The organism is Agrococcus sp. TSP3-2-1 (assembly GCF_049897585.1).
Classification (GTDB): domain Bacteria; phylum Actinomycetota; class Actinomycetes; order Actinomycetales; family Microbacteriaceae; genus Agrococcus.
Window position 1 is genome coordinate 271,805 of sequence record NZ_JAFCWN010000002.1, and the last position, 22,172, is coordinate 293,976.

At 73.7% G+C, this 22,172-nt stretch carries 23 protein-coding genes and 1 tRNA gene; 17 read left to right on the plus strand and 7 right to left on the minus strand.

All coding sequences use genetic code 11. From position 1 onward, the window contains the following. Positions 1-43 precede the first annotated feature (43 nt). From ACP7BI_RS03845 to ACP7BI_RS03870, 6 genes are all read left to right on the plus strand, one after another. Positions 44-541 (plus strand): PH domain-containing protein, encoded by a 498-nt coding sequence (locus ACP7BI_RS03845; protein WP_425843867.1) that lies wholly within the window; start codon positions 44-46, stop codon positions 539-541. Beyond that, positions 538-2,757 (plus strand): PH domain-containing protein, encoded by a 2,220-nt coding sequence (locus tag ACP7BI_RS03850; RefSeq protein WP_425843869.1) that lies wholly within the window; start codon positions 538-540, stop codon positions 2,755-2,757. Before ACP7BI_RS03845 ends, ACP7BI_RS03850 begins: the two co-directional genes overlap by 4 nt. 21 nt (positions 2,758-2,778) lie before the next feature. Further along, the gene (locus ACP7BI_RS03855) at positions 2,779-3,495 is read left to right on the plus strand and encodes a DUF2520 domain-containing protein (RefSeq protein ID WP_425843870.1); all 717 of its coding nucleotides are present in this window, start codon (positions 2,779-2,781) and stop codon (positions 3,493-3,495) included. 128 nt (positions 3,496-3,623) lie between these two features. Continuing rightward, positions 3,624-4,484, plus strand: a complete 861-nt coding sequence (gene panC / locus ACP7BI_RS03860) for a pantoate--beta-alanine ligase (RefSeq protein ID WP_425843871.1) — start codon at positions 3,624-3,626, stop codon at positions 4,482-4,484. A gap of 62 nt (positions 4,485-4,546) precedes the next feature. Further along, positions 4,547-6,292, plus strand: coding sequence for a lysine--tRNA ligase (locus tag ACP7BI_RS03865; RefSeq protein ID WP_425843872.1), 1,746 nt, complete (start codon positions 4,547-4,549; stop codon positions 6,290-6,292). 116 nt (positions 6,293-6,408) lie between these two features. Further along, complete coding sequence (locus ACP7BI_RS03870) at positions 6,409-6,672, plus strand: hypothetical protein (protein WP_425843873.1); 264 nt, start codon at positions 6,409-6,411, stop codon at positions 6,670-6,672. Between the two features lie 42 nt (positions 6,673-6,714). On the opposite strand, the gene ACP7BI_RS03875 is transcribed toward ACP7BI_RS03870, so the two are convergent. The 3 genes from ACP7BI_RS03875 to ACP7BI_RS03885 are packed head-to-tail and all read right to left on the minus strand — an operon-like array spanning position 6,715 to position 8,836. After that, positions 6,715-7,989: a CPBP family glutamic-type intramembrane protease gene (locus ACP7BI_RS03875; protein ID WP_425843874.1), complete on the minus strand. Its 1,275-nt coding sequence runs from the start codon at positions 7,987-7,989 to the stop codon at positions 6,715-6,717. A 26-nt stretch (positions 7,990-8,015) separates the two neighbouring features. Beyond that, positions 8,016-8,264 (minus strand): helix-turn-helix domain-containing protein, encoded by a 249-nt coding sequence (locus tag ACP7BI_RS03880; protein ID WP_425843876.1) that lies wholly within the window; start codon positions 8,262-8,264, stop codon positions 8,016-8,018. After that, on the minus strand, positions 8,264-8,836 hold the full coding sequence (locus ACP7BI_RS03885; RefSeq protein ID WP_425843877.1) for a hypothetical protein: 573 nt from the start codon (positions 8,834-8,836) through the stop codon (positions 8,264-8,266). Before ACP7BI_RS03885 ends, ACP7BI_RS03880 begins: the two co-directional genes overlap by 1 nt. An 82-nt stretch (positions 8,837-8,918) precedes the next feature. On the opposite strand from ACP7BI_RS03885, the gene ACP7BI_RS03890 reads away from it, so the two are divergent. From ACP7BI_RS03890 to ACP7BI_RS03905, 4 genes are all read left to right on the plus strand, one after another. Beyond that, complete coding sequence (locus ACP7BI_RS03890; RefSeq protein WP_425843879.1) at positions 8,919-11,399, plus strand: ATP-dependent Clp protease ATP-binding subunit; 2,481 nt, start codon at positions 8,919-8,921, stop codon at positions 11,397-11,399. 240 nt (positions 11,400-11,639) lie between these two features. Further along, positions 11,640-12,191 (plus strand): dihydrofolate reductase family protein, encoded by a 552-nt coding sequence (locus ACP7BI_RS03895; RefSeq protein WP_425843880.1) that lies wholly within the window; start codon positions 11,640-11,642, stop codon positions 12,189-12,191. Positions 12,192-12,242: 51 nt separating this feature from the next. Next, on the plus strand, positions 12,243-12,773 hold the full coding sequence (locus tag ACP7BI_RS03900; RefSeq protein WP_425843882.1) for an amino-acid N-acetyltransferase: 531 nt from the start codon (positions 12,243-12,245) through the stop codon (positions 12,771-12,773). 28 nt (positions 12,774-12,801) lie between these two features. Next, positions 12,802-13,458 carry a hypothetical protein gene (locus tag ACP7BI_RS03905; protein ID WP_425843883.1) on the plus strand — a complete coding sequence of 219 codons (657 nt, stop codon included), beginning with the start codon at positions 12,802-12,804 and terminating at the stop codon, positions 13,456-13,458. A 10-nt stretch (positions 13,459-13,468) separates the two neighbouring features. Here ACP7BI_RS03905 and radA read toward each other — a convergent pair whose 3' ends face one another. Then, on the minus strand, positions 13,469-14,827 hold the full coding sequence (gene radA, locus ACP7BI_RS03910) for a DNA repair protein RadA (protein ID WP_425843884.1): 1,359 nt from the start codon (positions 14,825-14,827) through the stop codon (positions 13,469-13,471). A gap of 103 nt (positions 14,828-14,930) precedes the next feature. Here radA and ACP7BI_RS03915 point away from each other — a divergent pair, with 103 nt between their 5' ends. The 3 genes from ACP7BI_RS03915 to ACP7BI_RS03925 all read left to right on the plus strand — a co-directional run bounded on the left by ACP7BI_RS03915 (position 14,931) and on the right by ACP7BI_RS03925 (position 15,950). Then, positions 14,931-15,299 (plus strand): VOC family protein, encoded by a 369-nt coding sequence (locus ACP7BI_RS03915; protein ID WP_425843886.1) that lies wholly within the window; start codon positions 14,931-14,933, stop codon positions 15,297-15,299. Further along, positions 15,296-15,808, plus strand: coding sequence for a GNAT family N-acetyltransferase (locus ACP7BI_RS03920; protein ID WP_425843888.1), 513 nt, complete (start codon positions 15,296-15,298; stop codon positions 15,806-15,808). Before ACP7BI_RS03915 ends, ACP7BI_RS03920 begins: the two co-directional genes overlap by 4 nt. 51 nt (positions 15,809-15,859) lie before the next feature. Then, a tRNA-Ser gene (locus ACP7BI_RS03925) sits at positions 15,860-15,950 on the plus strand. A gap of 154 nt (positions 15,951-16,104) precedes the next feature. Here ACP7BI_RS03925 and ACP7BI_RS03930 read toward each other — a convergent pair. Both ACP7BI_RS03930 and ACP7BI_RS03935 read right to left on the minus strand, forming a co-directional pair. Then, positions 16,105-16,791 carry a LysR substrate-binding domain-containing protein gene (locus tag ACP7BI_RS03930; protein WP_425843890.1) on the minus strand — a complete coding sequence of 229 codons (687 nt, stop codon included), beginning with the start codon at positions 16,789-16,791 and terminating at the stop codon, positions 16,105-16,107. 52 nt (positions 16,792-16,843) lie between these two features. Next, a complete protein-coding gene (locus ACP7BI_RS03935) occupies positions 16,844-17,458 on the minus strand; it encodes an alpha/beta hydrolase (RefSeq protein ID WP_425843891.1) in 615 nt (204 codons plus the stop codon). 70 nt (positions 17,459-17,528) lie between these two features. Between ACP7BI_RS03935 and ACP7BI_RS03940 the strand changes: the two genes are divergently transcribed. The 4 genes from ACP7BI_RS03940 to mgrA are packed head-to-tail and all read left to right on the plus strand — an operon-like array spanning position 17,529 to position 20,939. Further along, complete coding sequence (locus tag ACP7BI_RS03940) at positions 17,529-18,764, plus strand: hypothetical protein (protein WP_425843893.1); 1,236 nt, start codon at positions 17,529-17,531, stop codon at positions 18,762-18,764. Positions 18,765-18,824: 60 nt separating this feature from the next. Next, positions 18,825-19,364, plus strand: coding sequence for an NUDIX hydrolase family protein (locus ACP7BI_RS03945; RefSeq protein WP_211446748.1), 540 nt, complete (start codon positions 18,825-18,827; stop codon positions 19,362-19,364). Between the two features lie 52 nt (positions 19,365-19,416). Further along, complete coding sequence (locus ACP7BI_RS03950) at positions 19,417-19,884, plus strand: 2-phosphosulfolactate phosphatase (RefSeq protein ID WP_425843894.1); 468 nt, start codon at positions 19,417-19,419, stop codon at positions 19,882-19,884. Continuing rightward, positions 19,881-20,939, plus strand: a complete 1,059-nt coding sequence (mgrA, locus tag ACP7BI_RS03955; protein ID WP_425843896.1) for an L-glyceraldehyde 3-phosphate reductase — start codon at positions 19,881-19,883, stop codon at positions 20,937-20,939. Before ACP7BI_RS03950 ends, mgrA begins: the two co-directional genes overlap by 4 nt. Before the next feature lie 271 nt (positions 20,940-21,210). On the opposite strand, the gene ACP7BI_RS03960 is transcribed toward mgrA, so the two are convergent. Further along, positions 21,211-22,134: an endonuclease domain-containing protein gene (locus ACP7BI_RS03960; protein WP_425843898.1), complete on the minus strand. Its 924-nt coding sequence runs from the start codon at positions 22,132-22,134 to the stop codon at positions 21,211-21,213. Positions 22,135-22,172 lie beyond the last annotated feature (38 nt).

Sequence of the window (22,172 nt, forward strand, 5' to 3'; positions counted from 1 at the left end):
CCACGCCTGGATCGATCGCCGGGGAACCGGCAGAGGAGGAACTGTGGCCGAGCGCCTGGACGTCCCCGGCGAGTGGCAGCGCGTCAGCATGCGCTACGCCCTCGTCGACTCGATCGGCAGCGTGATCGGCTGGGCGGTGCTCGGCATCGGCGTGACCGTGCCGATCTGGTTCGCGAACGACCAGCAGCTGCCGATGCCGTGGGGCTGGATCCCGATCGCGGCCGCCGTCGTGCTCTCGATCGTGAGCGCCGTGTGGGCGTTCCTGCGCACGCGCACGATCGGCTACCTGCAGCGCGCCGACGACCTGCTCGTGCGCCGCGGCATGCTCTTCCGCCGGTTCGTCGCGGTGCCCTACGGCCGCATGCAGATCGTCGACATCACCCAGGGACCCATCGAGCGGATGTTCGGGCTCAAGACCCTGAAGTTCGTCACCGCGGCCGCGTCGAGCGCGATCACGATCCCCGGCATGCCCGGCTCGACGGCGGAGGAGCTGCGCGACCACCTCGTCGACGTCTCCGAGTCGCGACGGGCGGGCCTGTGACCGACCCGCAGCAGCCAGGCCCCGGCTCGCACCCGCAGGCGGGGTGGCAGCCGCCGCAGCAGGCGCCGGACTGGCAGCAGCAGGGCGCGCCGACGCATCCGCCCGCCTTCGGCATGCAGCAGCAGCCGGGTGGGGGACCCGCCCCGAGCGCGCAGCAGCAGGCCCACCGGAAGGCCATCGAGCTCGTCGACGGCGAGTGGCACCGGCTGCACCCCGCGACCCCGCTGCTGCGCGGCGGCCTCGCGCTCATCATCGTGCTCGGCATCCTCATCTCGACGTTCCGCGACCGCTTCCTCGCCGCGTTCGTGCCGGACGAGTTCGATGAGTTCAACGGCGACCCCTTCGGCGACTTCATCGTCGAGCAGCTGCTGTGGGTGCTGCTCGGCGTCATCGCGCTCGTCGTGCTGGCGGTCGCGCTCTTCTGGGTCGCGTGGCGCGTGCACCGCTTCCGCATCACGGGCGACGCCGTCGAGGTGCAGCAGGGCATCCTCGTCAAGAAGCACCGACGCGCGCCGCTCGCGCGCATCCAGGCCATCAACATCCAGAAGCCGTGGTTCGCGCGGCTGCTCGGCGCGTGCAAGTTCGAGGTGCAGCAGGCCGGCAACGACTCGAACGTCGACCTCAACTACTTGAGCTCGTCGGTGGCGGATGCGCTGCGGTACCAGATCATGGATCGCGCGTCGGGCCGCTCGGCCGCCGACGCCGAGCGGCTCGCCGCCGAGCGCGGCGCAGCCGCGGGCGCCTCGGTCGTCGACGACATCCTGCGCCCGGACGCCGAGATCGCCCACCTCGCGCCCGACTCGCTCGTGCGCATCCCGATGCAGCGCATCGCGCTCTCGTCGCTGCTCGACGGCACGATCGTGTGGGCGGTGCTCTACCTCGTCGTGACGCTCGTCGTGATCGTCGGCCTCCAGCAGTGGTGGGCGGTGTTCGCGCTCCTGCCGGGCGCGTTCGCGTTCTTCGCCGCCGGCATGAAGTCGCTCGGCTCGAAGCTGCGCTACTCGATCGCCGCGACGCCCGACGGCATCCGGCTCGCGTACGGCCTCGCGTCGACGACGACCGAGATCATCCCGCCGGGCCGCATCTTCGCGCTGCAGATCAAGCAGCCGCTCCTGTGGCGCCCGTTCGGCTGGTGGCAGGTGACGTTCACGCGCGCCGGCAAGATGAAGCCCGACGGCTCGGGGCAGGGCGGGAGCGGCCAGATGGCCAGCTATCTGCTGCCCGTCGGCGACCTGCGCGACGTGCGCACCGTCGTGGGGCTCGTGCTGCCCGAGCTCGCCCACTCGCCGCTCATCGACGCCGGGCTCCTCGGCCAGGCGCCCGACGCGTTCGTCGTCAGCCCGCCGCGAGCGCGCGCGTTCCGGTGGTTCTCGCTCAAGCGCAACGGCTTCCACGTGCACGACGCCGCGTTCCTGCTGCGCCACGGCCGCATCTGGCGCTCGATGCACCTCGTGCCGCAAGCGCGCGTGCAGTCGGTCGCGCTGCAGCAGGGCCCGATCTACGGGCTCGCCCGCCTCGCGCGCGTGCAGCTCCACGTGCCCGACACGGTGCTCTCGCCCGGCATCGGCGCGCTCGACCAGGGCGACGCGAGCACGCTGTTCGAGCACGCGATGCGCTCGATCAAGGTCGCGATCGACCGGGATGCGTCGGAGTCGTGGGCGAGCGCGCTCTCCCGCAACGCCGTGCTCGAGACCGCACCCGCGGTGCAGGACGGCCTCATGGCGCCGCCGAGCGGCCCCGGCGCCGGCGGGCAGCCGCACGCGCCCTCGACGCCTGCGGGTGCCGGGTGGGCGGCCGTGCCGGGGCAGCGGCAGCCGTGGCCGCCTCAGCGGGCGGAGCAGCACCAGCCGTGGCCGTCTGCGCCGGCGCAGCAGCAGGCGTGGCCGCCTGCGCCCGGGCAGCAGCAGGCGTGGCCGCCTGCGCCCGGGCAGCAGCAGCCGTGGCCGCCCGCGCAGCAGCAGCCGCAGCAGCAGTGGGGACCTCCGCAGCCGCAGTCCGCGCCGCCCGCGGCGGGTCCGCAGCAGTGGTCGTCTGCGCCCGCGCCGCAGCAGCCCTGGCCGCCGCAGCGCGCGACGCCGAGTGCGCCGCAGCAGGCCGCGACGCCGTCCGTGCCCGGCGCCGCCGCGCCGGTGGCTCCCGCGAGCGCGCCCGACGCATCCCGACCCGACGAGACCGACCCCGACGCGCGCTGGCGTCGTCCTCGCCATGGGCGCTGACCTCCCGGCCGGGAGCGGCTCGTGAGCGCCGCGGACGCGACAGCCCGACCCGGCCGCCTCGGCGTCGGCGTCGTCGGCGCGGGCCGCGTCGGTCCGGTGCTGGGGGCGGCGCTCGCAGGCGCCGGTCACGCGATCGTCGGCATCGTCGCCACGGGCGCCGACGCGATCGACCGCGCGGAAGCGCTGCTGCCCGGAGTGCCGATGCTCGACACCCCCACGCTCGTCGAGCGCAGCGAGCTCGTGCTGCTCGCGGTGCCGAGCGCCGAGCTGCCCGGCCTCGTCGCGGGCCTCGCGGCCACCGGCGCGTGGCAGCCGGGGCAGCTCGTCGTGCACACCGCGGCCGAGCACGGCGTCGAGGTGCTGCGGCCCGCGCGCGAGCGAGGTGCGATCCCGATCGCGCTGCACCCGGCGATGTCGTTCACCGGCACGTCGCTCGACCTCTCGCGACTGCTCGAGTCGACGATCGCCGTCACCGCGCCGGGCCCCGTGCTGCCCATCGGGCAGGCGCTCGCGGTCGAGATGGGTGCCGAGCCGATCGTCGTCGACGAGGCCGACCGGCCCGCGTACGCCGAGGCGATCGGCGCTGCTCGCGACTTCGCCGAGGGGATCGTCGCGCAGGCGCTGCGGCAGCTGCACGAGCTCGGCGTCGAGCGGCCCGGGCGCGTGCTCGGCGGCGTCGTGCGCTCGGCGGTCGAGACGGCGCTCGCGCGCTATCCCGACCCGCCGCTCGAGCCCTGAGCCCGACTCGACCGGTCGGGTGCGCGGCCGACCGGACGCCGGGTCGCTGGGGCGCACCGAGCCGGTCGAGCGCCCGCGCACCCCGCCCGTGGAGCGGCCGAGCGCCCGCCGACGCCTATCCTTGGCTGGTGCCCGAGCCCATCCAGAGCCTCACGACCGTCGACGAGGCGCGCGACTTCGTCGCCGCCGAGCGCGCTGCCGGGCGCCGCGTCGCGCTCGTGCCGACGATGGGCGCGCTCCACGAGGGCCACCTCGAGCTCGTCCGCACCGCGCGCGAGCACGCCGACACCGTCGTCGCCTCCGTCTTCGTCAACCCGATGCAGTTCGGCGCGAACGAGGATCTCGACCGCTACCCGCGCACGCCCGAGACCGACACCGCGCAGCTCATCGTGCTCGGCGCTGAGGCGCTCTTCATGCCCGAGGTCGACGAGATGTACCCGGACGGCGGCCGCTCCGAGACGCTCGTGACCGCGGGCCGCCTCGGCACGGTGCTCGAGGGCAGCAGCCGCCCCGGCCACTTCGACGGGGTGCTCACGGTCGTGACGAAGCTGCTCTCGATCATCACGCCCGACGTCGCGGTGTTCGGCGAGAAGGACGCGCAGCAGCTCTTCCTCGTGCGCCGCATGGTGCGCGACCTCGACCTGCCGGTGCGCGTCATCGGCGTGCCGACCGTGCGCGAGCCCGACGGCCTCGCCCTCTCGAGCCGCAACCGGCTGCTGCGGCCCGCCGAGCGCACTGACGCGCTCGCGCTCTCCCGCGCGCTCGAGGCCGCCGGCGCCGCCGCCGACCGGGGCGTGCAGGCGATGCTCGCGGCCGCCCGCGCCGAGCTCGAGCGCGAGCCCGGCGCCGAGCTCGACTACCTCGCCGTCGTCGACCCCGCGACGTTCCTCTACGCCCCCGACGACCACCGGGGCCGCGCGCAAGTGCTCGTCGCCGCCCGCGTCGGCAGCGTGCGCCTCATCGACAACGCGGTGTTCGAGATCTCCTGATGCGCGAGCCGGCGGATGCGCTCCGGCGCCCGGGCGGACGGCGCTCGGTAGGATCGGGAGTCGTGACCGAGACGCCGAACGCACCCGCCGCATCCGCCGAGCACGAGCGCGCCGACTGGGTCTCGCGCCTCGCCGACGAGGTGGTCGCCGAGGCCGCCGCGCGCGGCACGAAGCCCGTCGCGGCATCCGGCATCTCGCCCTCCGGCCCCATCCACCTCGGCAACTTCCGCGAGGTCATGAGCCCGCACCTCGTCGTCGACGAGCTGCAGCGCCGCGGCATCGAGGCCGAGCACATCTTCAGCTGGGACGACTACGACCGCTTCCGGAAGGTGCCGGCCGGCATCGAGGGCGTCGACGACTCGTGGGCCGAGCACATCGGCAAGCCGCTCACGAGCGTGCCCGCCCCGCCCGGGAGCGAGCACGAGTCGTGGGCCGCGCACTTCCGCAGCGCCGCGGAGGCCTCGTTCGCCGAGGCGGGCATCCGCTACCGCGGCATCAGCCAGACCGAGCAGTACCGGGCGGGCGCCTACACCGAGCAGATCCTGCACGCGATGCGCCACCGCCGCGAGATCGACGCGATCCTCGCGCAGTTCCGCACCCTGCCCGCCGCGAAGGACGAGGACGAGGAGCTGCAGCGCGCCCTCGACGCCTCCTCGGGCGCGGCGAGCGAGAGCGACGGCTCCGGCGGTGCCGAGTACTACCCCTACAAGCCCTACTGCACGAGCTGCGGCAAGGACCTCACGACCATCGAGGCGTACGACGACGACTCGACCGAGATGACCTACGCGTGCCAGTGCGGGCACCGCGAGACGGTGCTGCTGCGCGAGTTCCGCTCGGGCAAGCTCGTCTGGAAGGTCGACTGGCCCATGCGCTGGGCGTACGAGCGCGTCGTGTTCGAGCCGAGCGGCGTCGACCACCAGTCGCCCGGCTCGTCGTTCCAGGTCGGGCTCGAGCTCGCGCCGGTGTTCGGCTGGCAGCGGCCGCTCGGCCCGATGTACGCGTTCGTCGGCTTCGGCGGCGTCGCGAAGATGTCCTCCTCGCGCGGCGGCGCGCCCGTGCCGGCCGACGCGCTCGCCGTCATGGAGGCGCCGGTGCTGCGCTGGCTCTACGCCCGCCGCCGCATGAACCAGTCCTTCGACGTCGCCTTCGGCTCCGAGCTGCAGCGCACCTACGACGAGTGGGACGCGCTCGCGCGGAAGGCCGCCGCCGGCACCGCGCAGCCCGCCGAGCTCGCGGCGCTCGAGCGCGCGACCTCCACCGCGCACGAGCGGCTCCTCGAGACGCCGCGCCGGGTCGCCTACCGCACCCTCGCATCCGTGGTCGACATCACCTTCGGCGACGAGGCGCAGGTCCTGCGGATCCTGCGCGGCCTCGACGCCGACGACCCCATCACCGACCTCGACGAGCTGCGCCCGCGGCTCGACCGGGTCGAGGCGTGGGTCGCGACCCACATGCCCGCCGACGAGCACACGATCGTGCGCGGCGAGCCCGACCGCGAGGCGCTCGACGCGCTCACCGAGGGAGAGCGGGATGCGCTCCGGCTGCTGCTCGACGGCGGCGGGGGCCTGCCGCCGATCGAGGAGGCGTGGACGCTCGACGGGCTCACGAACCAGGCGTACGGCGTCGCGAAGGTGCAGCGCGGGCTCGAGCCCGACGCGATCGTGAAGGGCGACAAGGAGCTCTCGGGCGCGCAGCGCGCGTTCTTCGCGCTGCTCTACCGGCTGCTCGTCGGCCGCGAGACGGGCCCCCGCATCCCGACGCTCCTGCTCGCGATCGGCCGCGAGCGCGTGCGCGAGCTGCTCACGTAGCGGCCCCCGCCGCTATCCGTTTCGCAGGCGATCCGGGCCCGCCGAGGGGAATGCTCCCTCGACCGCCCCGGATCGCCTGCAGAACGGGTCGCGCGGCGGGCCGGTAGACTTGCCGCATGCCTGAGAGCTGGTGGGGGAACGCGATCTTCTCGCTCATCCCGACGATCGTGCTCGGGCTGCTGTTCTGGATGGTGCTGCGCTACATCATCCGCGGCGACCGCACCGCCCGGCTCGAGTACGACCGCATCGAGGCCGAGGAGCGCGCGAAGGCCGGTCTGCCGCCCCGGGGATCGGCGGATGCGTCCGCGTCCGCACCGAGCCCGGCTCCGGCCGAGCCGGCACCCGCGTCGACGCCGTCGCCCGACGACCCGGCCCGCTGACGCGCGGGCCGCGCCGCCGGCCACCGCCGACGTCGGACCGCGTCAGCGCATGACGGGTGCCGCGACCTGCGGCTCGAGCCGCGCTCGCGGCACGAGCAGCTCGGCCCCCGGCGCGCCCTTCGTCCAACGCTGCTCCTTGCGCAGGAAGAAGTGCACCGCGAGGTAGCTCGCGCCGAGCGCGAGCACGGCGATGCCGAGCGAGAGCCAGTCCTCGCCCGAGACGGGCTGCGACGAGAACGCCGACGTGCCGGTGAGCGCGAGCGGCACCATGATGAAGACGTTGTTCGCCGTGTGCAGCACCGACGCCGCCTCGAGGCCGCCGGTGCGGAACGTGAGCATCGAGCACGTGAAGCCGACGAGCGAGAGTTGCAGCGTCGCGGCGATCGACGCATGCATGTGCGCCGCGCCGAAGATGAGGCCCGTGAGCGCCCCGATGCCGATCGAGGCGACCCAGGGGTTCGCGATCCAGCCGCCGAGCATCTGGGTGAGGAAGCCGCGGAAGGCGAACTCCTCGCCCGTCGCCTGCAGCGGGGTCGTGAGCAGGATGATCGCGACGAGCCCCCAGTTGGGGTTCCACTGCCACTCGACGCTCGGGTCGAGCGTGAGCGTCGTGCCGATGTAGATCGCGAAGATCGGCAGGATGACGATCGCCGCGCGACCGACGGTGCCCCAGCGCCAGCGGCCGACGACGCTCGAGACGTAGCCGCCGGCGCCCTTGCCGAAGGCGGAGGCCGCGACGATCGCGCCTGGGATCATCGAGGCCCACGAGAGATTGACGCCCGCCATGCCGAGCGGCGAGCCGATGACCTCGAACAGCGCGTCGAAGGCCGCGGACTCCGGGTTGGTCGATGCCTCGGCGAGGTCGAGGTCCAGCAGCGCGTCGACGAGACCGGGCATGATGAGCGCGAGCATGACGATCTGCCCGGCGGCGAAGAAGCCGATCGCGATCGCCCAGGCGAGGAACCAGCGGCCGACGCGCTTGGTCAGCGGGCGGAACGCCGTCGCGTACGCCTGATCGGGCATCGGCAGCGCGGCCGGCAGCAGCGCCGGCTTCGAGGGCGGCGGAGCGTAGCCGTAGCCCTGCGGTGCGTAGCCGTAGCCCTGCGGCGGGTACGACGGCTGCCCGTAGCCCTGGGGTGCGGGCAGGCCGTAACCGCCGTAGCCGGGCTGGCCCAGTGGCGCCGGTGGGAGGACCGGCTGGCCGTACTGCGGCTGCGCAGCGCTCGGCTGCGGGTAGCCCTGCTGGGCAGGCTCGGGGCCGGTCTCGGGCTGGACGGGCTGCGGCTGCTCCCAGGGCTGGGCGGGCTGATCGTTCACCGGGCTCCTTCGACGTCGATCCGAGGCTATCGGGGCGAGCCAGGCGTTCCATGTGCGCGCACCTCGAACAGGTCGCCCGGCTGGCACTCGAGCGCATCGCACAGCGCGATGAGGGTGGAGAAGCGGATGGCCCGGGCGCGGTCGTTCTTGAGCACGGAGAGGTTGACGAGGCTCACGCCGACCGCCTCGGCGAGCGCGGTGAGCGTCATCCCGCGCGCCTCGAGCAGCTCGTCGAGGCGGCAGTGCAGGCGGGAGAGGTCCTCTTCCGCGGGCACTACACGAGCCCTTCGGTGTAGCGCCGCAGGCGGGCGCCGACGCCGAACGTGGTGACCGCGATCGCGACGACGAAGGCGATCGACAGGAGGGCGAGAGGCTCGACCGTGAACACGGCGCTGTCGAGGCCGTCCGCGGAGAGCTGGGCGATCGCATCGTTCGCGCCCACGGTCGAGCAGAGCGGCACGAGCCACGCGCCGAGGAGCGCGGCCGCGCCCGCGACGCCGACCAGCCTCGTGCTGGCGCGGCTGAAGACGCGGCCGCGCATGATGCTCGTCGCGATCGCGAGCAGGCAGCCGACGACAGCGAGCACGACGAGCCCGAGCAGCACCTGCCCGAGCACGAGCGGGACCACGGTCGTCATCGCCGGGTCGACGACGAGGAGATGCGCTGTCTCGACCTCGATCGGGAGCTCGGGTGCTCTCGCCTCGATGCGGGCGACCGCTTCGGTGCCCGCGAGCTGCGCGCGCACGCGCACCGGACCGCCCGCGACGAGCTCCGCGATCCGCCCGGCGGCCGTCCCGAGCGTCCAGCTCGCGATGCCCGCTCCGGTGAGCATGAGGAGCGCGCGCATCCGTCGTTCGTGCCCACAGCGAACACGGCCGCGGCGTCCCCCACCCCGCGGCTACGCTCGAGATCAACGAAGGGAGGCAGCGATGTTCGAGAGGTTCACCGACCGCGCTCGCCGAGTCGTGGTGCTCGCTCAGGAAGAGGCGAAGCTGCTCAACCACAACTACATCGGCACGGAGCACATCCTGCTCGGCCTCATCCACGAGGGCGACGGCGTCGCAGCCAAGGCCCTCGAGCAGCTCGGCATCTCGCTCGATGCCGTGCGCGCGCAGGTGCAGGACATGATCGGCACCGGCAGCCAGCAGACGACGGGCCACATCCCGTTCACGCCGCGCGCCAAGAAGGTGCTCGAGCTGAGCCTGCGCGAGGCGCTGCAGCTCGGCCACAACTACATCGGCACGGAGCACGTGCTCCTCGGCCTCATCCGCGAGGGCGAGGGCGTCGCCGCCCAGGTGCTCGTGAAGCTCGGCGCCGACCTCAACCGGGTGCGCCAGACCGTCAACCAGCTCCTCGCCGGCTACCAGGGCAAGGAGTCGACCACGGTCGGCGGTGACACGACGCAGCAGTCCGACGCCAAGGGCTCGCAGATCCTCGACCAGTTCGGGCGCAACCTCACGCAGGCCGCGCGCGACGGCAAGCTCGATCCCGTCATCGGCCGCGAGAAGGAGATCGAGCGGGTCATGCAGATCCTCTCGCGCCGCTCGAAGAACAACCCTGTGCTCATCGGCGAGCCCGGCGTCGGCAAGACGGCCGTCGTCGAGGGCCTCGCGCAGGCGATCATCAAGGGCGAGGTGCCCGAGACGCTCAAGGACAAGCAGGTCTACACGCTCGACCTCGGCAGCCTCATCGCCGGCAGCCGCTACCGCGGCGACTTCGAGGAGCGCCTCAAGAAGGTGACGAAGGAGATCCGCACGCGCGGCGACATCATCACCTTCATCGACGAGATCCACACGCTCGTCGGCGCGGGCGCCGCCGAGGGCGCGATCGACGCGGCCAACATCCTCAAGCCGCTCCTCGCGCGCGGTGAGCTGCAGACGATCGGCGCCACGACGCTCGACGAGTACCGCAAGCACTTCGAGAAGGATGCCGCGCTCGAGCGCCGCTTCCAGCCCATCCAGGTCAACGAGCCGTCGGTCGCCCACACGATCAACATCCTCAAGGGCCTGCGCGACCGCTACGAGTCGCACCACAAGGTGACGATCACCGACGGCGCGCTCGTCGCTGCGGCGAACCTCGCCGACCGCTACGTGCAGGACCGCTTCCTGCCCGACAAGGCGATCGACCTGATCGACGAGGGCGGCGCCCGCTTGCGGCTGTCGATCCTCTCGGCGCCGCCGGAGCTGCGCGAGTTCGACGAGCGCATCGCCGACGTCCGCTCCCGCAAGGAGGGTGCGATCGAGGGCCAGGACTTCGAGGCGGCTGCGCGCCTGCGCGACGAGGAGAAGGAGCTGCTCGGCGAGCGGCTGCGGCTCGAGAAGCACTGGCGCTCCGGCAACGGCGGCCACACGGGCATCCTCGACGAGGGCGTCATCGCAGAGGTGCTGGCGAACGCGACCGGCATCCCGGTGTTCAAGCTCACCGAGGAGGAGTCGGCTCGCCTCGTCTTCATGGAGAAGGCGCTGCACCAGCGCGTCATCGGCCAGGAGGAGGCCGTGAGCGTGCTCGCGAAGACGATCCGCCGGCAGCGCGCGGGCCTCAAGGACCCGCGTCGCCCCTCGGGGTCGTTCATCTTCGCCGGGCCCACGGGCGTCGGCAAGACCGAGCTCGCCAAGGCGCTCGCCGAGTTCCTGTTCGACGACGAGGACGCCCTCATCTCGCTCGACATGTCGGAGTTCAGCGAGAAGCACACCGTCTCGCGGCTCTTCGGCGCCCCTCCCGGCTTCGTCGGCTTCGAGGAGGGCGGCCAGCTCACCGAGAAGGTGCGGCGCAAGCCGTTCTCGGTCGTGCTCTTCGACGAGATCGAGAAGGCGCACGTCGACATCTTCAACTCGCTGCTGCAGATCCTCGAGGAGGGCCGCCTCACGGACGGCCAGGGCCGCGTGGTCGACTTCAAGAACACCGTCATCATCATGACCACGAACCTCGGCACGAAGGACATCTCGGGCGGGCCCGTCGGCTTCGTGCTCGAGGGCTCGAGCGAGAACGACTACGAGCGGATGCGCGGCAAGGTGCGCGACGAGCTGAAGAAGAACTTCAAGCCGGAGTTCCTCAACCGCGTCGACGAGATCATCGTCTTCCCGCAGCTCAGCCCGGACGAGCTGCTGCAGATCGTCGACCTGTTCGTCGGCCGCCTCGCAGAGCGACTGATGGACCGCGACATGACGATCGAGCTCACCGAGGCGGCCAAGCGCCGGCTCATCCACATCGGCCACGACCCGGCGCTCGGCGCTCGGCCGCTGCGCCGCGCGGTCCAGCACGAGGTCGAGGATGTGCTGAGCGAGAAGATCCTGCACGGCGAGCTGGGCTCGGGGGAGCACGTCACAGTCGACTTCGTCGACGACGAGTTCGTCTTCACCCACACGTCGCCGGAGCCGCACGAGCCGGAGCTCGCGCCCGCCGGGGCCTGACCCGTGCAGCGAGAGAGGGGATCCCGAGAGGGGTCCCCTCTTCCATGTCCGGATCGAGAACGGATGTTCACCGGACCTACACGGCCGTCGATCGTCGGTCGTCGCAAGGGGCTCGGGGGCGCTGCCGCACACGGCCGGGGAGGTCCCTCGCAAGCTGCGCAGGCGGCACGCTGCTGGTGCGCACAGGTGCAGCGCTGCTGCTCCGCCCGCGTGTGGGCGGTGCGCCCTAGCGTCCCGCGCATGGCACGCATCATCTTCGACACCGCGACGACCATCAACGGCTTCCTCGCCGACGACGAGCACTCGCTCGCGTGGCTCTTCGCCGTCGACGGCGGCACCGATCCCGACGACACCCTGCTGCCGGCCGACGCGACGGTGATGGTGCTCGGCTCACACACCTACGAGTGGCTGCTCCGCGAGTGGCACGCGACGTGGCGGGATCAGGAGTGGCGCGACTTCGCGGGCGCGCGGCCGGCGTTCGTCTTCACGAGCCGCGAGATGCCCGTGCCGGAGGGTTCCGACATCCGCTTCCTCCGGGGCTCGATCGCCGACGCGCTGCCGGAGCTGCGGGCGGCGGCCGGCGACGGCGACATCTGGGTCGTGGGCGGCGGCGACCTCGCCGGCCAGTTCCTCGACGCGGGCGCCCTCGACGAGGTCGCGATCTCGGTCGCGCCCGTCGCGCTCGCGAGCGGCGCGCCGCTCATGCCGCGCCGGGTCGAGTCCGACCGGCTCACGCTCGTCGAGGTGCGTCGGGTGGGGCAGTTCGCGCGGCTCGTCTATCGGGTCGCTTGAGCTCCAGCGCGCGGGTGGGCTCGAACGGGTAGGGGCGTAGGCTCGATCCCTATGGCCGACGCACCCGCTCCTGCCCCCGATCGCTCCGAGCTCACCGTGCGGGCCGCGCGCACGAGCGACGTGCGCGCGATGCGCGACCTCATCGAGCCCTACGTGCGCCGACGCATCCTGCTCGGCAAGGAGCTCGTGACGCTCTTCGAGGCCGTGCAGGAGTTCGTCGTCGCGGAGCGCGACGGGCACGTGGTGGGCTGCGGCGCGCTCCACGTCATGTGGGAGGACCTCGGCGAGGTGCGCACCATCGCCGTCGCGGAGGGGGCGCTCGGCAAGGGCGTCGGCCACGCGATGCTCGTCGACCTCGAGGAGCGCGCGCGGCAGCTGGGGCTCACGCGGCTGTTCTGCCTCACGTTCGAGACCGACTTCTTCGGCCGGCACGGCTACGAGGAGGTCGCCGAGCAGGTCGTCGAGCCCGAGGTCTTCGTCGAGCTGCTGCGCTCGGCCGACGGCGGCGTCGCCGAGTTCCTCGACCTCGCGCACGTGAAGCCCAACACCCTCGGCAACACACGCATGCTCAAGCGGCTGTGAGCCCGCGTCCGACGCCTACCCTGGATCGGTGAGCACGCCGATGACAGCCAAGCGCCGCGCCGCGGTGCGTCGGCGTCGCACGTTGCTCGGCCTCGTGCTCGTCATCGCGGTCGCCGCTGCCGCGCTGCTCGTCTGGCGGCCGTGGGCCGCGGACGAGGCCCCGCCGCCCGCGACCGCGCCGAGCGCGAGCGCGAGCGCCGCGCCCGCCGAGTCGGCGGCGCCCACGCCGACCCCGACGACGCCGTTCACGCCGATCGGTGGGAGTCCGAGCGCCGCGCCGGGTGAGCCGTGCGCGCCCGAGGCCGTGCGCATCACGCCGACGACCGATCACTCGACGTACGCGGCCGGCGAGCCCGTGCTGCTGTCGTTCACGATCGAGAACACCGGGGAGAGCGCGTGCTCGCTCAACGCCGGCACCGCCGTGCAGGAGTACGAGATCCGCACGGGCGATGAGGTCGTCTATCGCTACACCGACTGCGCCGCCGACGTGCAGGACAACATGGTGCAGCTCGAGCCCGCGACGCCGCAGTCAACCGTGCCGATCGAGTGGGACCGCACTCCGTCGTCGATCGAGACGTGCACGGCCGAGCGCTCGCAGGTGACGGCGGGCGGTGCCGCCTACAACCTCAACGTGCGGGTCGGCGACTACGCGAGCGCCGAGAGCCGGCAGTTCATCCTCGAGTGAGGCCCGCGGCTCAGAAGCCGGGGACCGCTTCGAGCGGGTCGTGCTGCCGCTGGCGGCGCCCTGCCGCGAGCGTCTCGGTGACGGCGCTGCGCACGAGTGCGACACCCTCGTCGACGACCCGCGCGTAGCCGAGCCTGCGCGCCTCGGCCGCTCGGCGCTTCGCCGCCGAGGCGGCCCGGATCTCGCCCGCGAGCGAGATCTCGCCGACCGCGGCGAGCTCGCGGGGCAGCGCGGTGTTGCGGAAGGCGCTCGCGATCGCGAGCGCGATCGCGAGGTCGGCGCCCGGCTCGGTGACGCGGATGCCGCCGACGGTCGAGACGTAGACGTCCTGGTTGCCGAGGGCGATGCCGGCGTGCCGCTCGAGCACCGCGATGACCATCGCGACGCGCGAGGAGTCGACGCCGTTCACGACCCTGCGGGGCTGGGCGGTCGACGCGGGCACGACGAGCGCCTGCATCTCGACCGGGAGCGCGCGGCGGCCCTCGAGCGCGATCGTCACGCACGTGCCGGCGAGCGGCGTCGCGGAGCGCGAGAGGAAGAGACCGGAGGGGTCGGGCACCTCGAGGATGCCCTCGCCGGTCATCTCGAAGCAGCCGACCTCGTCGGTCGGCCCGAAGCGGTTCTTCGACGTGCGCACGAAGCGCAGCGCCGTCTGCCGGTCGCCGTCGAAGTGCGCGACGACGTCGACGAGGTGCTCGAGCACGCGAGGCCCGGCGACCGAGCCGTCCTTCGTGACGTGACCGACGAGCAGCAGCGGCACGCCCGCATCCTTCGCCGCCCGCGTGAGCGCCGCGGCGACGTCGCGCACCTGGCTCGGCCCGCCCGCGAGCGATTCGTTCGCGGCGTTCGCGACCGTCTGCACGGAGTCGACGATCACGAGCTCCGGGGCGGTGTCGCGCAGCTGGCCGAGGATCGTCGCGAGGTCGGTCTCGCTCGCGAGGTAGAGCTGCGGCTCGAGCGCGCCCGTGCGCTCGGCGCGCAGCCGCACTTGCGCGATCGACTCCTCGCCCGAGACGTAGAGCACGCGGCGGCCGCTCGAGGCAGCGCGCGCGGCGACCGCGAGCAGCAGCGTCGACTTGCCGACGCCCGGTTCGCCCGAGCACAGCACGACCGCGCCCGGCACGATGCCGCCGCCGAGCACGCGGTCGAACTCGGCGATGCCCGTCGGCCAGCGCGGCGCCTCCGCCGTCTCGAGCGCGGTGATCGGCCGGGCCGCGCGAGACGCGGGCACCGAGGCCGCGGCGACGCCCTTCGCGGGCACGCCGACCTCCTCGACGGTGCCCCACTGCTGGCACTCCCCGCAGCGCCCGACCCACTTGAGGGTCGTCCACCCGCACTCGGAGCAGCGGAACGCGGGGGACTTGGCCATGCGATCGACGCTATCGGCCGCCGCCGACATGCCGTCGACGACGCGAGCGCGAGTGTGCACGATCGCGGGTCATGAGCCCCGTTCACCCACTACGCTCGCGGGCATGCTGACCGTCGGCTCGATCGTGATCCGGTGCAGCGACCTGGAGCGCCAGCTGCGCTTCTGGGCCGCGGCGCTCGACTACGAGCCGCGCGAGCCGATCGAGCCCGACTTCGCGCTGCTGCGACCGCGATCGGGAGGGGGACCCAACGTCTCCCTCGACGCGGTGCCGAGCGAGCGCATCCTGCCGCCGCGCATCCACCTCGACCTGTACGCCGACGACCAGCGGGCAGAGGTCGAGCGGCTCGAGGCGCTCGGCGCCCGTCGCGTCGAGTGGTCGAAGCGACCGCCGGACGCCGACTACGTGATCATGGAGGACCCCGAGGGCAACCGCTTCTGCGTCATCGACGCGGCACCGGAGGAGGCCGCATGACCGCGCACGTCCGCGACGCCACGATCGGCGACGCCGCAGGCATCGCGCGCGTGCGCATCGAGACCTGGCGAGCCGCCTACTCGGGGCTCGTGCCGAAGGAGGTGCTGGACCGCCTGGACGTGCAGCGCGAGACGGCGCACCGCGTCGAGCGGTGGGACGAGCACCACGCGGATGCTGGCAGCCACGACCTCGTCGCGGTCGCCGACGGCGAGGTGGTCGGGTGGGCGAGCGCCGGGAGGGCCCGCGAGCCGCTCGACGGCGTCACGGGCGAGCTCTACGCGATCTACGCGCACACCGAGCGCTGGTCGCGGGGCGTCGGCAAGGCGCTGCTCGCGGAGGTCGAGCGGCGGCTCATCGCCGATGGGCACCGCAGCGCCTACTTGTGGATGCTCGCGGGCAACGAGCGGGCCGCCGCGTTCTACGACGCGCGCGGCTGGCACCTCGACGGCGGGGAGAAGGTCGAGGAGGGGCTGCACGAGGTGCGCCGCGTGAAGGTGCTGCTGCCCTGACGGCAGGCGCCGGTTCGCGAGCGGCTCCGAGGCTGTGTACGATATCCCCTTGGTGACGTGTCCGAGCGGCCGAAGGTGCGACTCTCGAAAAGTCGTGTGGAGTAACCCTCCACCGTGGGTTCAAATCCCACCGTCACCGCCAGCGGGAGGCCCCGCGCTCAGCGAGAGCGCGGGGCCTTCGCCGTTCCTGCGCCGGGTGCCCGCAGAGTGCCGCCACTCTGCTGTTCTGCGGCGCTCAGCGCGCAGAGTGCCGGCACTCTGCGACGGCCCGGCGGGCGGGCGTCGCGCGGTTCGGGTCAGCGGCGGCCGCCGGGGCCCGGGCGACCGCCGCGGCCGTGGCCGCCGCGCTTGCGCGGGCGCTGGGCGGGCGAGGGCTTCGGCTTCGAGGGGCGGGGCTTCGCGCCGGTCGCGGCGTTGCCGGGCTCGACGCGGTGCTCGCGATCGCGGCCGCGGGAGGAGCCCGCGCGACGGCCCTTCGCGATGCCGATGAGCTCCTGGTGCAGCGCGGAGTCCGCGTGCTCGGGCCAGACGAGCGCGATCGTCGTGGTGGGCGCATCCGTCACCACCCGATGGCGGGTGTTCGGGCCGCCGACCGCTCGCGCGACCGACATCGGCACGATCGCGAGGCCGGCTCCGGCCGCGACGACCTCGAGCAGCTGCGCGGGGGAGAGGTCGCCCGACTCGAGCAGCCGCTCGCCCTCGAGGTCGGCGAGCGTGACGGTCTCGAACGCGACGATCGGGTGGCCGACGGGGGCGACGACGACGGCGAGCTCGTCGTAGAGCGGCACGCGGTGCATGCCCTCCGCCTCGACCGGCAGGCGCGCGAGGACGGCGTCGGCGCGGCCGTCCCGCAGCGCGGGCACCGCGTCGGCCTCGTCGAGCGCGACGAGCTCGATCGGCACGTCGGGCACGCGCTCGGCCCACACCCGCATCCACTTCGCGGGCGTCACGCCCGGCACGCCGCCCAGCCGGAACCGTTCCATGGCTCCATCCTGCCGCCCGCCGCCCGAGAGCCGGGACGCTCGATCGGCGCGCTCAGACCCGCCGCAGGAAGTCGACGACGTCGGCGAGCTCCTCGCCCACGATCGTGTGCGCGCGCCGATAGGTGCGCCGGTCGACGTCGAAGTGCGCGTCGAGCCACGGCGCCGAGCGGACGATCTTGTCCTTGTGGATGACGTCGTCGAGCTCGCCGATCGTCGCGAGCAGCGGCAGCCGCGGCTCGCGGGCAGCGAGCTCGGCGTCACCGGGCAGCTCGCCCGCGTGCACGAACGACGACAGGTGGGCGATCGACGCGAACCGATCCGGCGCGAGCCGCGCGAGCTGCACCGCCATGGCGCCGCCTTGCGAGAAGCCGAGCAGGTGCACGCGCGAGTAGCGCCGCTCGAGCCCGTCGAGCCACGCGAGCACGCCCTCGGCAGTGGCGTTGATGAGGGCGTCGTCGTCGCTGTCGATCGGCGAGAAGTCGAACCACGCGAATCCGCCGCCGTAGGGGATCGGCGCGCGCAGCGACGCGATCGTCAGCTCGGCCGGCAGGTGCGGGGCGAGCCCGAACAGGTCGCCCTCGTGCGAGCCGATGCCGTGCATGACCACGAGCAGCTCGTCACCGGTGCCGTCCCGCCACTGCACCGCATCCGCGTCGATCTGCTGCATCTCGCGCTCCTCTCGGGCGCCTGCCGCGCCGCTCCCCTCGACAGTAGCCTCGAAGCATGGAGGCGCACCCGTGACGAGCACATCGGCGACCACGCGCGTCATGCCCGCGGCCGGCGGGCGCGGCGGTCGCGGCCCTGCCCGGCGGCCGGCGCGCGGCAAGCGGATCGGCCGCGTCGTCTCGCTCGACGCCGCCCGCGGCCTCCTCGTGCTCGCGACCGTCGCGTGGCTCGCCGCGCCCCGGCGCCCGGTGCCCGCCTCGGAGCCGTGGGGCGCGATCGGGATCGACGCGCTCGCGATGCCGACGTTCGCGCTCATCGCGGGCTGCGCGTTCGCGATGGCGCAGCACCGCGACTGGACGTCGGGCGGCCGGGTCGCGCTGCGATCGCTGCTGCTCCTGGGCCTCGGCCTGCTGCTCTCGGCGCTCGCGGCGCTCATCGCCGGCGCCGCCGCGGGGGTGCCGTTCGACCCGGGCGCCGGCACCTTCGGCGGACTCGAGCGGATGCCCGTGACCGGCCCGCTCGTGCAGCTCGCGATCGCGATCGCGGCGCTCGGCTTCCTGGGGCGGCTCGCGCGCAGCTGGTCGGGGTGGGTCGCGGCGCTCGCGATCGTCGCGCTCATCGGCTCGGGCGCGCTGTGGCTCGCGAGCGGCATGTGCGGTGCGCTCAGCGACGTGTGCAGCCCCGCGACGCTCGTCGTCGGCGGTGTCGCGGCTGCCGCGGGCGCGTCCGCCGATCCGCTCGTCGTGCAAGCGGTCACGACGGTCGTCGCGGGCCTCGGCCTCGCGGTGCCCGCCGCGGCCGGCGCCGCGCTCGTGCACGGCTTCCTCCGCGCGCGCAGCGTCACGGGCCGCCAGCGGCCGCGCGTGATCGGCTTCGGGCTGCTCGCCGCGACGCTCTTCGCGGTGCTCGGCGTCATCGCCTACTTCACCCCCACGATGTGGGGGCAGCAGGCGCTCGAGCCGGCCGTCGCGGTCTGGACGCCGCCGCTCACCCTGGGCGTCGCGACGCTCGCCGCCGTGCTCGCGACGGTCGCGCATCCGGTCATCGACACCGACCTGCGCGGCGGCACCTCGACCCTCGGCGCCCTCGCCGAGCCCTTCGCGGCCGTCGGGCGCATCAGCCTGCTCGCGGTCGCGACGACGCTCGCGCTGCGCACGCTGCTCGAGGCGCTGCCCGACCCCGACCCGGTCGGCGCGTTCGCGCGGCTCGGCGACATCCCCTCGGTCGTGCTCGCGCTCGTCGTCGTCGCCGCCTGGTTCGCGCTCGCGCGCTGGGCCGACCGCTCGGGCCGGCGCCTGCGCCCGTAGCCGCCGACGCATCCGCCCCTCTCCGAGCGGCTGGAGGTCGGCCGGGGCACAATGGAGCGCATGGCCGTGCGCACTCCCGACCCCAACCCCGGATGGCTCAGCGACGAGGAGCTGCAGCACGCTCGCGAGCGCCTGCCGATCCTCTACGTCGAGGCGATCCCCGTGCGGCTCGACGGCATGGGGCAGGTGACGGAGGTCGGGCTGCTGCTGCGCATGAACGAGCAGGCCGTCATGACCCGCACGGTCGTCTCGGGGCGCGTGCTGCGCGGCGAGCGCGTGCGCGACGCGCTCTACCGGCACCTCGAGAAGGACCTCGGGCCGATGGCGTTCCCGCAGCTGCCCGCGAGCCCCGTGCCCTTCCACATCGCCGAGTACTTCCCGCTCCCGGGCGACGGCATCTTCTCGGACGAGCGCCAGCACGCGGTGTCGCTGTGCTACATCGTGCCCGTCACCGGCACGTGCGACCCCCGGCAGGACGCGCTCGAGCTCACGTGGCTGAGCCCCGAGGCCGCCGCGTCCGAGCTCGTCACGAGCGAGATGGAGGGCGGCCGCGGCAGCCTCGTGCGCGCGGCGCTCGCGCACTGCGGCGCGCTGCGCTGACTCGCGACCATTCCGAGCGGATGCGCAGGGTCGCGCTCCGTAGGCTGGGCGCATGAGCGCGCAGTACCAGGTGACCCTCGAGTGGGGCCCCGCCGGGATCGACGCGGCCGCGGCCGACGTCATCGTGATCGCGGACGCCGACCGGGGCCCCGAGTCGGCCGAGCTGCAGGATCGTGCGCCCCGCACGACGCTCGTGCTCGACGCGACGCTCGCGAACGCATCCGACATCGCCCAGGCGGCGCTCGACGAGCAGGTGCGGCTCGGCGACCGCGCCTCGATCGCGATCGTCGCGGCGGGGGACCGCTGGGGCGACGGCAGCCTGCGCCCGAACGCCGCCGACCTGCTCGTCGCGGGCCGCGTCGTCGACGCGCTCGCCGAGCTCGGCATCGACTTCCACAGCCCCGCGTGCGCGGCGGCGTGCGCGGCTGCCGTTGGCCTCCGCGGCGCGACGCGGTCGCTCGTCGCCGCCGAGACCGCCGCGCGCGCCGCGCTCGCCGAGCGCGAAGGAGCCGCACGATGAGCTGGCAGCCCGACCCCACCCGCTACGACACCGACGGACCCGGCGCGATGCAGTACCGCCGCGCCGGCTCCTCCGGCCTCAAGCTGCCGGCGCTCACGCTCGGCCTGTGGCACAACTTCGGCGACGACGTGCCGCTCGAGCGGCAGCGCGAGCTCATCCTCGGCGCCTTCGACCGCGGCGTGACGCACTTCGACCTCGCCAACAACTACGGCCCGCCCTACGGCGCCGCCGAGTCGAACTTCGGGCGCGTGCTCGCGAGCGACCTCGGCGCGCACCGCGACGAGATCCTCGTGACGACGAAGGCCGGCTGGGACATGTGGCCCGGGCCCTACGGCTTCGGCGGCAGCCGCAAGTACCTCGTCGCGAGCCTCGACCAGTCGCTGCAGCGCATGGGGCTCGACTACGTCGACATCTTCTACCACCACCGGCCCGACCCCGAGACGCCGCTCGAGGAGACGATGTCGGCCCTCGACCACATCGTCCGCACGGGCCGCGCCCTCTACGTCGGCGTCTCGAGCTACTCGGCCGACGAGACGCGCCGCGCGCACGCGATCCTCGGCTCGCTCGGCACGCCGCTCACGATCCACCAGCCGTCGTACTCGATGCTCAACCGCTGGATCGAGACGGATGGGCTGCTCGACGCCGCGGGCGAGCTCGGCATCGGGGTCATCGGCTTCACCGCGCTCGCGCAGGGCCTCCTGACGGGCAAGTACCTCGACGGGGTGCCCGAGGGGTCGCGGGCCGCGCTCGGCAGCGCGCGGGGATCGCTCGACGCGAGCCTCTCGCCCGAGGCGGCCGAGCGACTCCGCGGACTCGCCGGCATCGCCGAGTCGCGCGGGCAGTCGCTCGCGCAGCTCGCGCTCGCGTGGGCGCTGCGCGATGAGCGCATGACGTCGCTCACGATCGGCGCGTCGCGGCTCGAGCAGCTCGAGCAGAACATCGCGGCGCTCGGTGGCCTCTCGTTCAGCGCCGACGAGCTCGCGGCGATCGACGAGCTCGCGCGCGACGAGCCGGGCGTCGACCTGTGGGCGGGGGCGCGCGACTCGCGCGACTGACGCCGCGGCGGGCCGCCGCCGACCGGCCCCCTGCCGCGATGTGCACGCTCCTGCTGCTCGGCGGCGCCTCGAGCCGCAACAGCGTGCACATGCCTGCGGGGGTCGGTGGCGAAGTGCACGCTCTTGCTGCTCGGCGGCGTCTCGAGCCGCAACAGCGTGCACATGCATGGGCGCCACTCGGTGACTGCGGCCACGATGTGCACGCTCCTGCTGCTCGGCGGCGCCTCGAGCCGCAAGAGCGTGCATGTGGCTGCGTGGACACGGTCGAGCGCTACGCGCGACGGGCCAGCGCGGCGCGGACGCGCCTCGCGCAGCGGACTCCCGAGCCCGCGACATCGGCCTTCGTGATGCGGACCACGATCCAGCCGGCGGCTTCGAGCATCTCGTAGCGCAGGATGTCGTCGGCCCACCGCTTCGGGTCGAGGTGCCCCTCGCCCTCGTACTCGACGGCGATCCGCAGCGCGGGGTAGCCGAGGTCCGGGTGCAGTCGCACGCCGTCGATGACCACGAGCGGATGCACCTCGGGCTCCGGGAGCCCCGCGAGGACGATGACGCGGCGCGTGATGCTCTCGAAGCGGGAGTCGACGGCCGCGCGCGCATCGACAGCGGCGGCGCGCAGAGCGCGAGCGCCCCGCAGCCCGCGGCAGTCGTCGAGGAAGTCGAGCAGCGCCTCGATCGTCGCGTAGGGACGCTTCGGGAGGTCGAGGTCGGGGTAGCGCGTCGAGCCGGTCAGGAGCGCGTCGACGACGTGCACGAGCCGCTCGTGCGGGAGCTCGCGCGCGAGGGTGAGCGCGGTCGCCCCGGGAGCGAGGAGCCGCAGGCCGTGGTGCGACGCGCTCCGCAGCCGATCCGCGTCGATGGCGATGTGCCGCGTGCCGGCTGAGCGTCCGCGTGTGCTGCCGTTCGGCCGCGCGATCACGAGCGGCTCGTCGGCCGACCAGTCGTCGGGAAGCGGGAGCCCCCACAGCCGCGCGGCGGTCGTGCCGCCGTAGGAGTGGTGCGGCGGCATGCGCGTCGCGTAGGCGGCGGCGATCGACTGCAGGTCATCGGCGGCGTCGGCGCGCACGCCGCGGAACGGCGCGACGAGGTCGCGGGCGCGCACTCGCGCCGGGCTCACGCCCGCTCGCAGGGCGGCGCCGACGAGGAACGGTCGGCCGGCGAACGGCTCGGGGAGCGGCGCGGGCAGCGGCGGCATGCGCGCACTCTGCCTCGCCGCGGGTGCGCGCGCCGGCG

Coding starts and splice junctions, on each gene's coding strand:
- ACP7BI_RS03890 (WP_425843879.1), top strand. CDS start 8,919: ATGTTCGAGAGGTTCACCGACCGCGCTCGCCGAGTCGTGGTGCTCGCT.
- ACP7BI_RS03885 (WP_425843877.1), bottom strand. CDS start 8,836: ATGCGCGCGCTCCTCATGCTCACCGGAGCGGGCATCGCGAGCTGGACG.
- radA (WP_425843884.1), bottom strand. CDS start 14,827: ATGGCCAAGTCCCCCGCGTTCCGCTGCTCCGAGTGCGGGTGGACGACC.
- ACP7BI_RS03870 (WP_425843873.1), top strand. CDS start 6,409: ATGCCTGAGAGCTGGTGGGGGAACGCGATCTTCTCGCTCATCCCGACG.
- ACP7BI_RS03935 (WP_425843891.1), bottom strand. CDS start 17,458: ATGCAGCAGATCGACGCGGATGCGGTGCAGTGGCGGGACGGCACCGGT.
- ACP7BI_RS03920 (WP_425843888.1), top strand. CDS start 15,296: ATGACCGCGCACGTCCGCGACGCCACGATCGGCGACGCCGCAGGCATC.
- ACP7BI_RS03950 (WP_425843894.1), top strand. CDS start 19,417: ATGAGCGCGCAGTACCAGGTGACCCTCGAGTGGGGCCCCGCCGGGATC.
- mgrA (WP_425843896.1), top strand. CDS start 19,881: ATGAGCTGGCAGCCCGACCCCACCCGCTACGACACCGACGGACCCGGC.
- ACP7BI_RS03930 (WP_425843890.1), bottom strand. CDS start 16,791: ATGGAACGGTTCCGGCTGGGCGGCGTGCCGGGCGTGACGCCCGCGAAG.
- ACP7BI_RS03895 (WP_425843880.1), top strand. CDS start 11,640: ATGGCACGCATCATCTTCGACACCGCGACGACCATCAACGGCTTCCTC.
- ACP7BI_RS03960 (WP_425843898.1), bottom strand. CDS start 22,134: ATGCCGCCGCTGCCCGCGCCGCTCCCCGAGCCGTTCGCCGGCCGACCG.
- ACP7BI_RS03915 (WP_425843886.1), top strand. CDS start 14,931: ATGCTGACCGTCGGCTCGATCGTGATCCGGTGCAGCGACCTGGAGCGC.
- ACP7BI_RS03900 (WP_425843882.1), top strand. CDS start 12,243: ATGGCCGACGCACCCGCTCCTGCCCCCGATCGCTCCGAGCTCACCGTG.
- ACP7BI_RS03945 (WP_211446748.1), top strand. CDS start 18,825: ATGGCCGTGCGCACTCCCGACCCCAACCCCGGATGGCTCAGCGACGAG.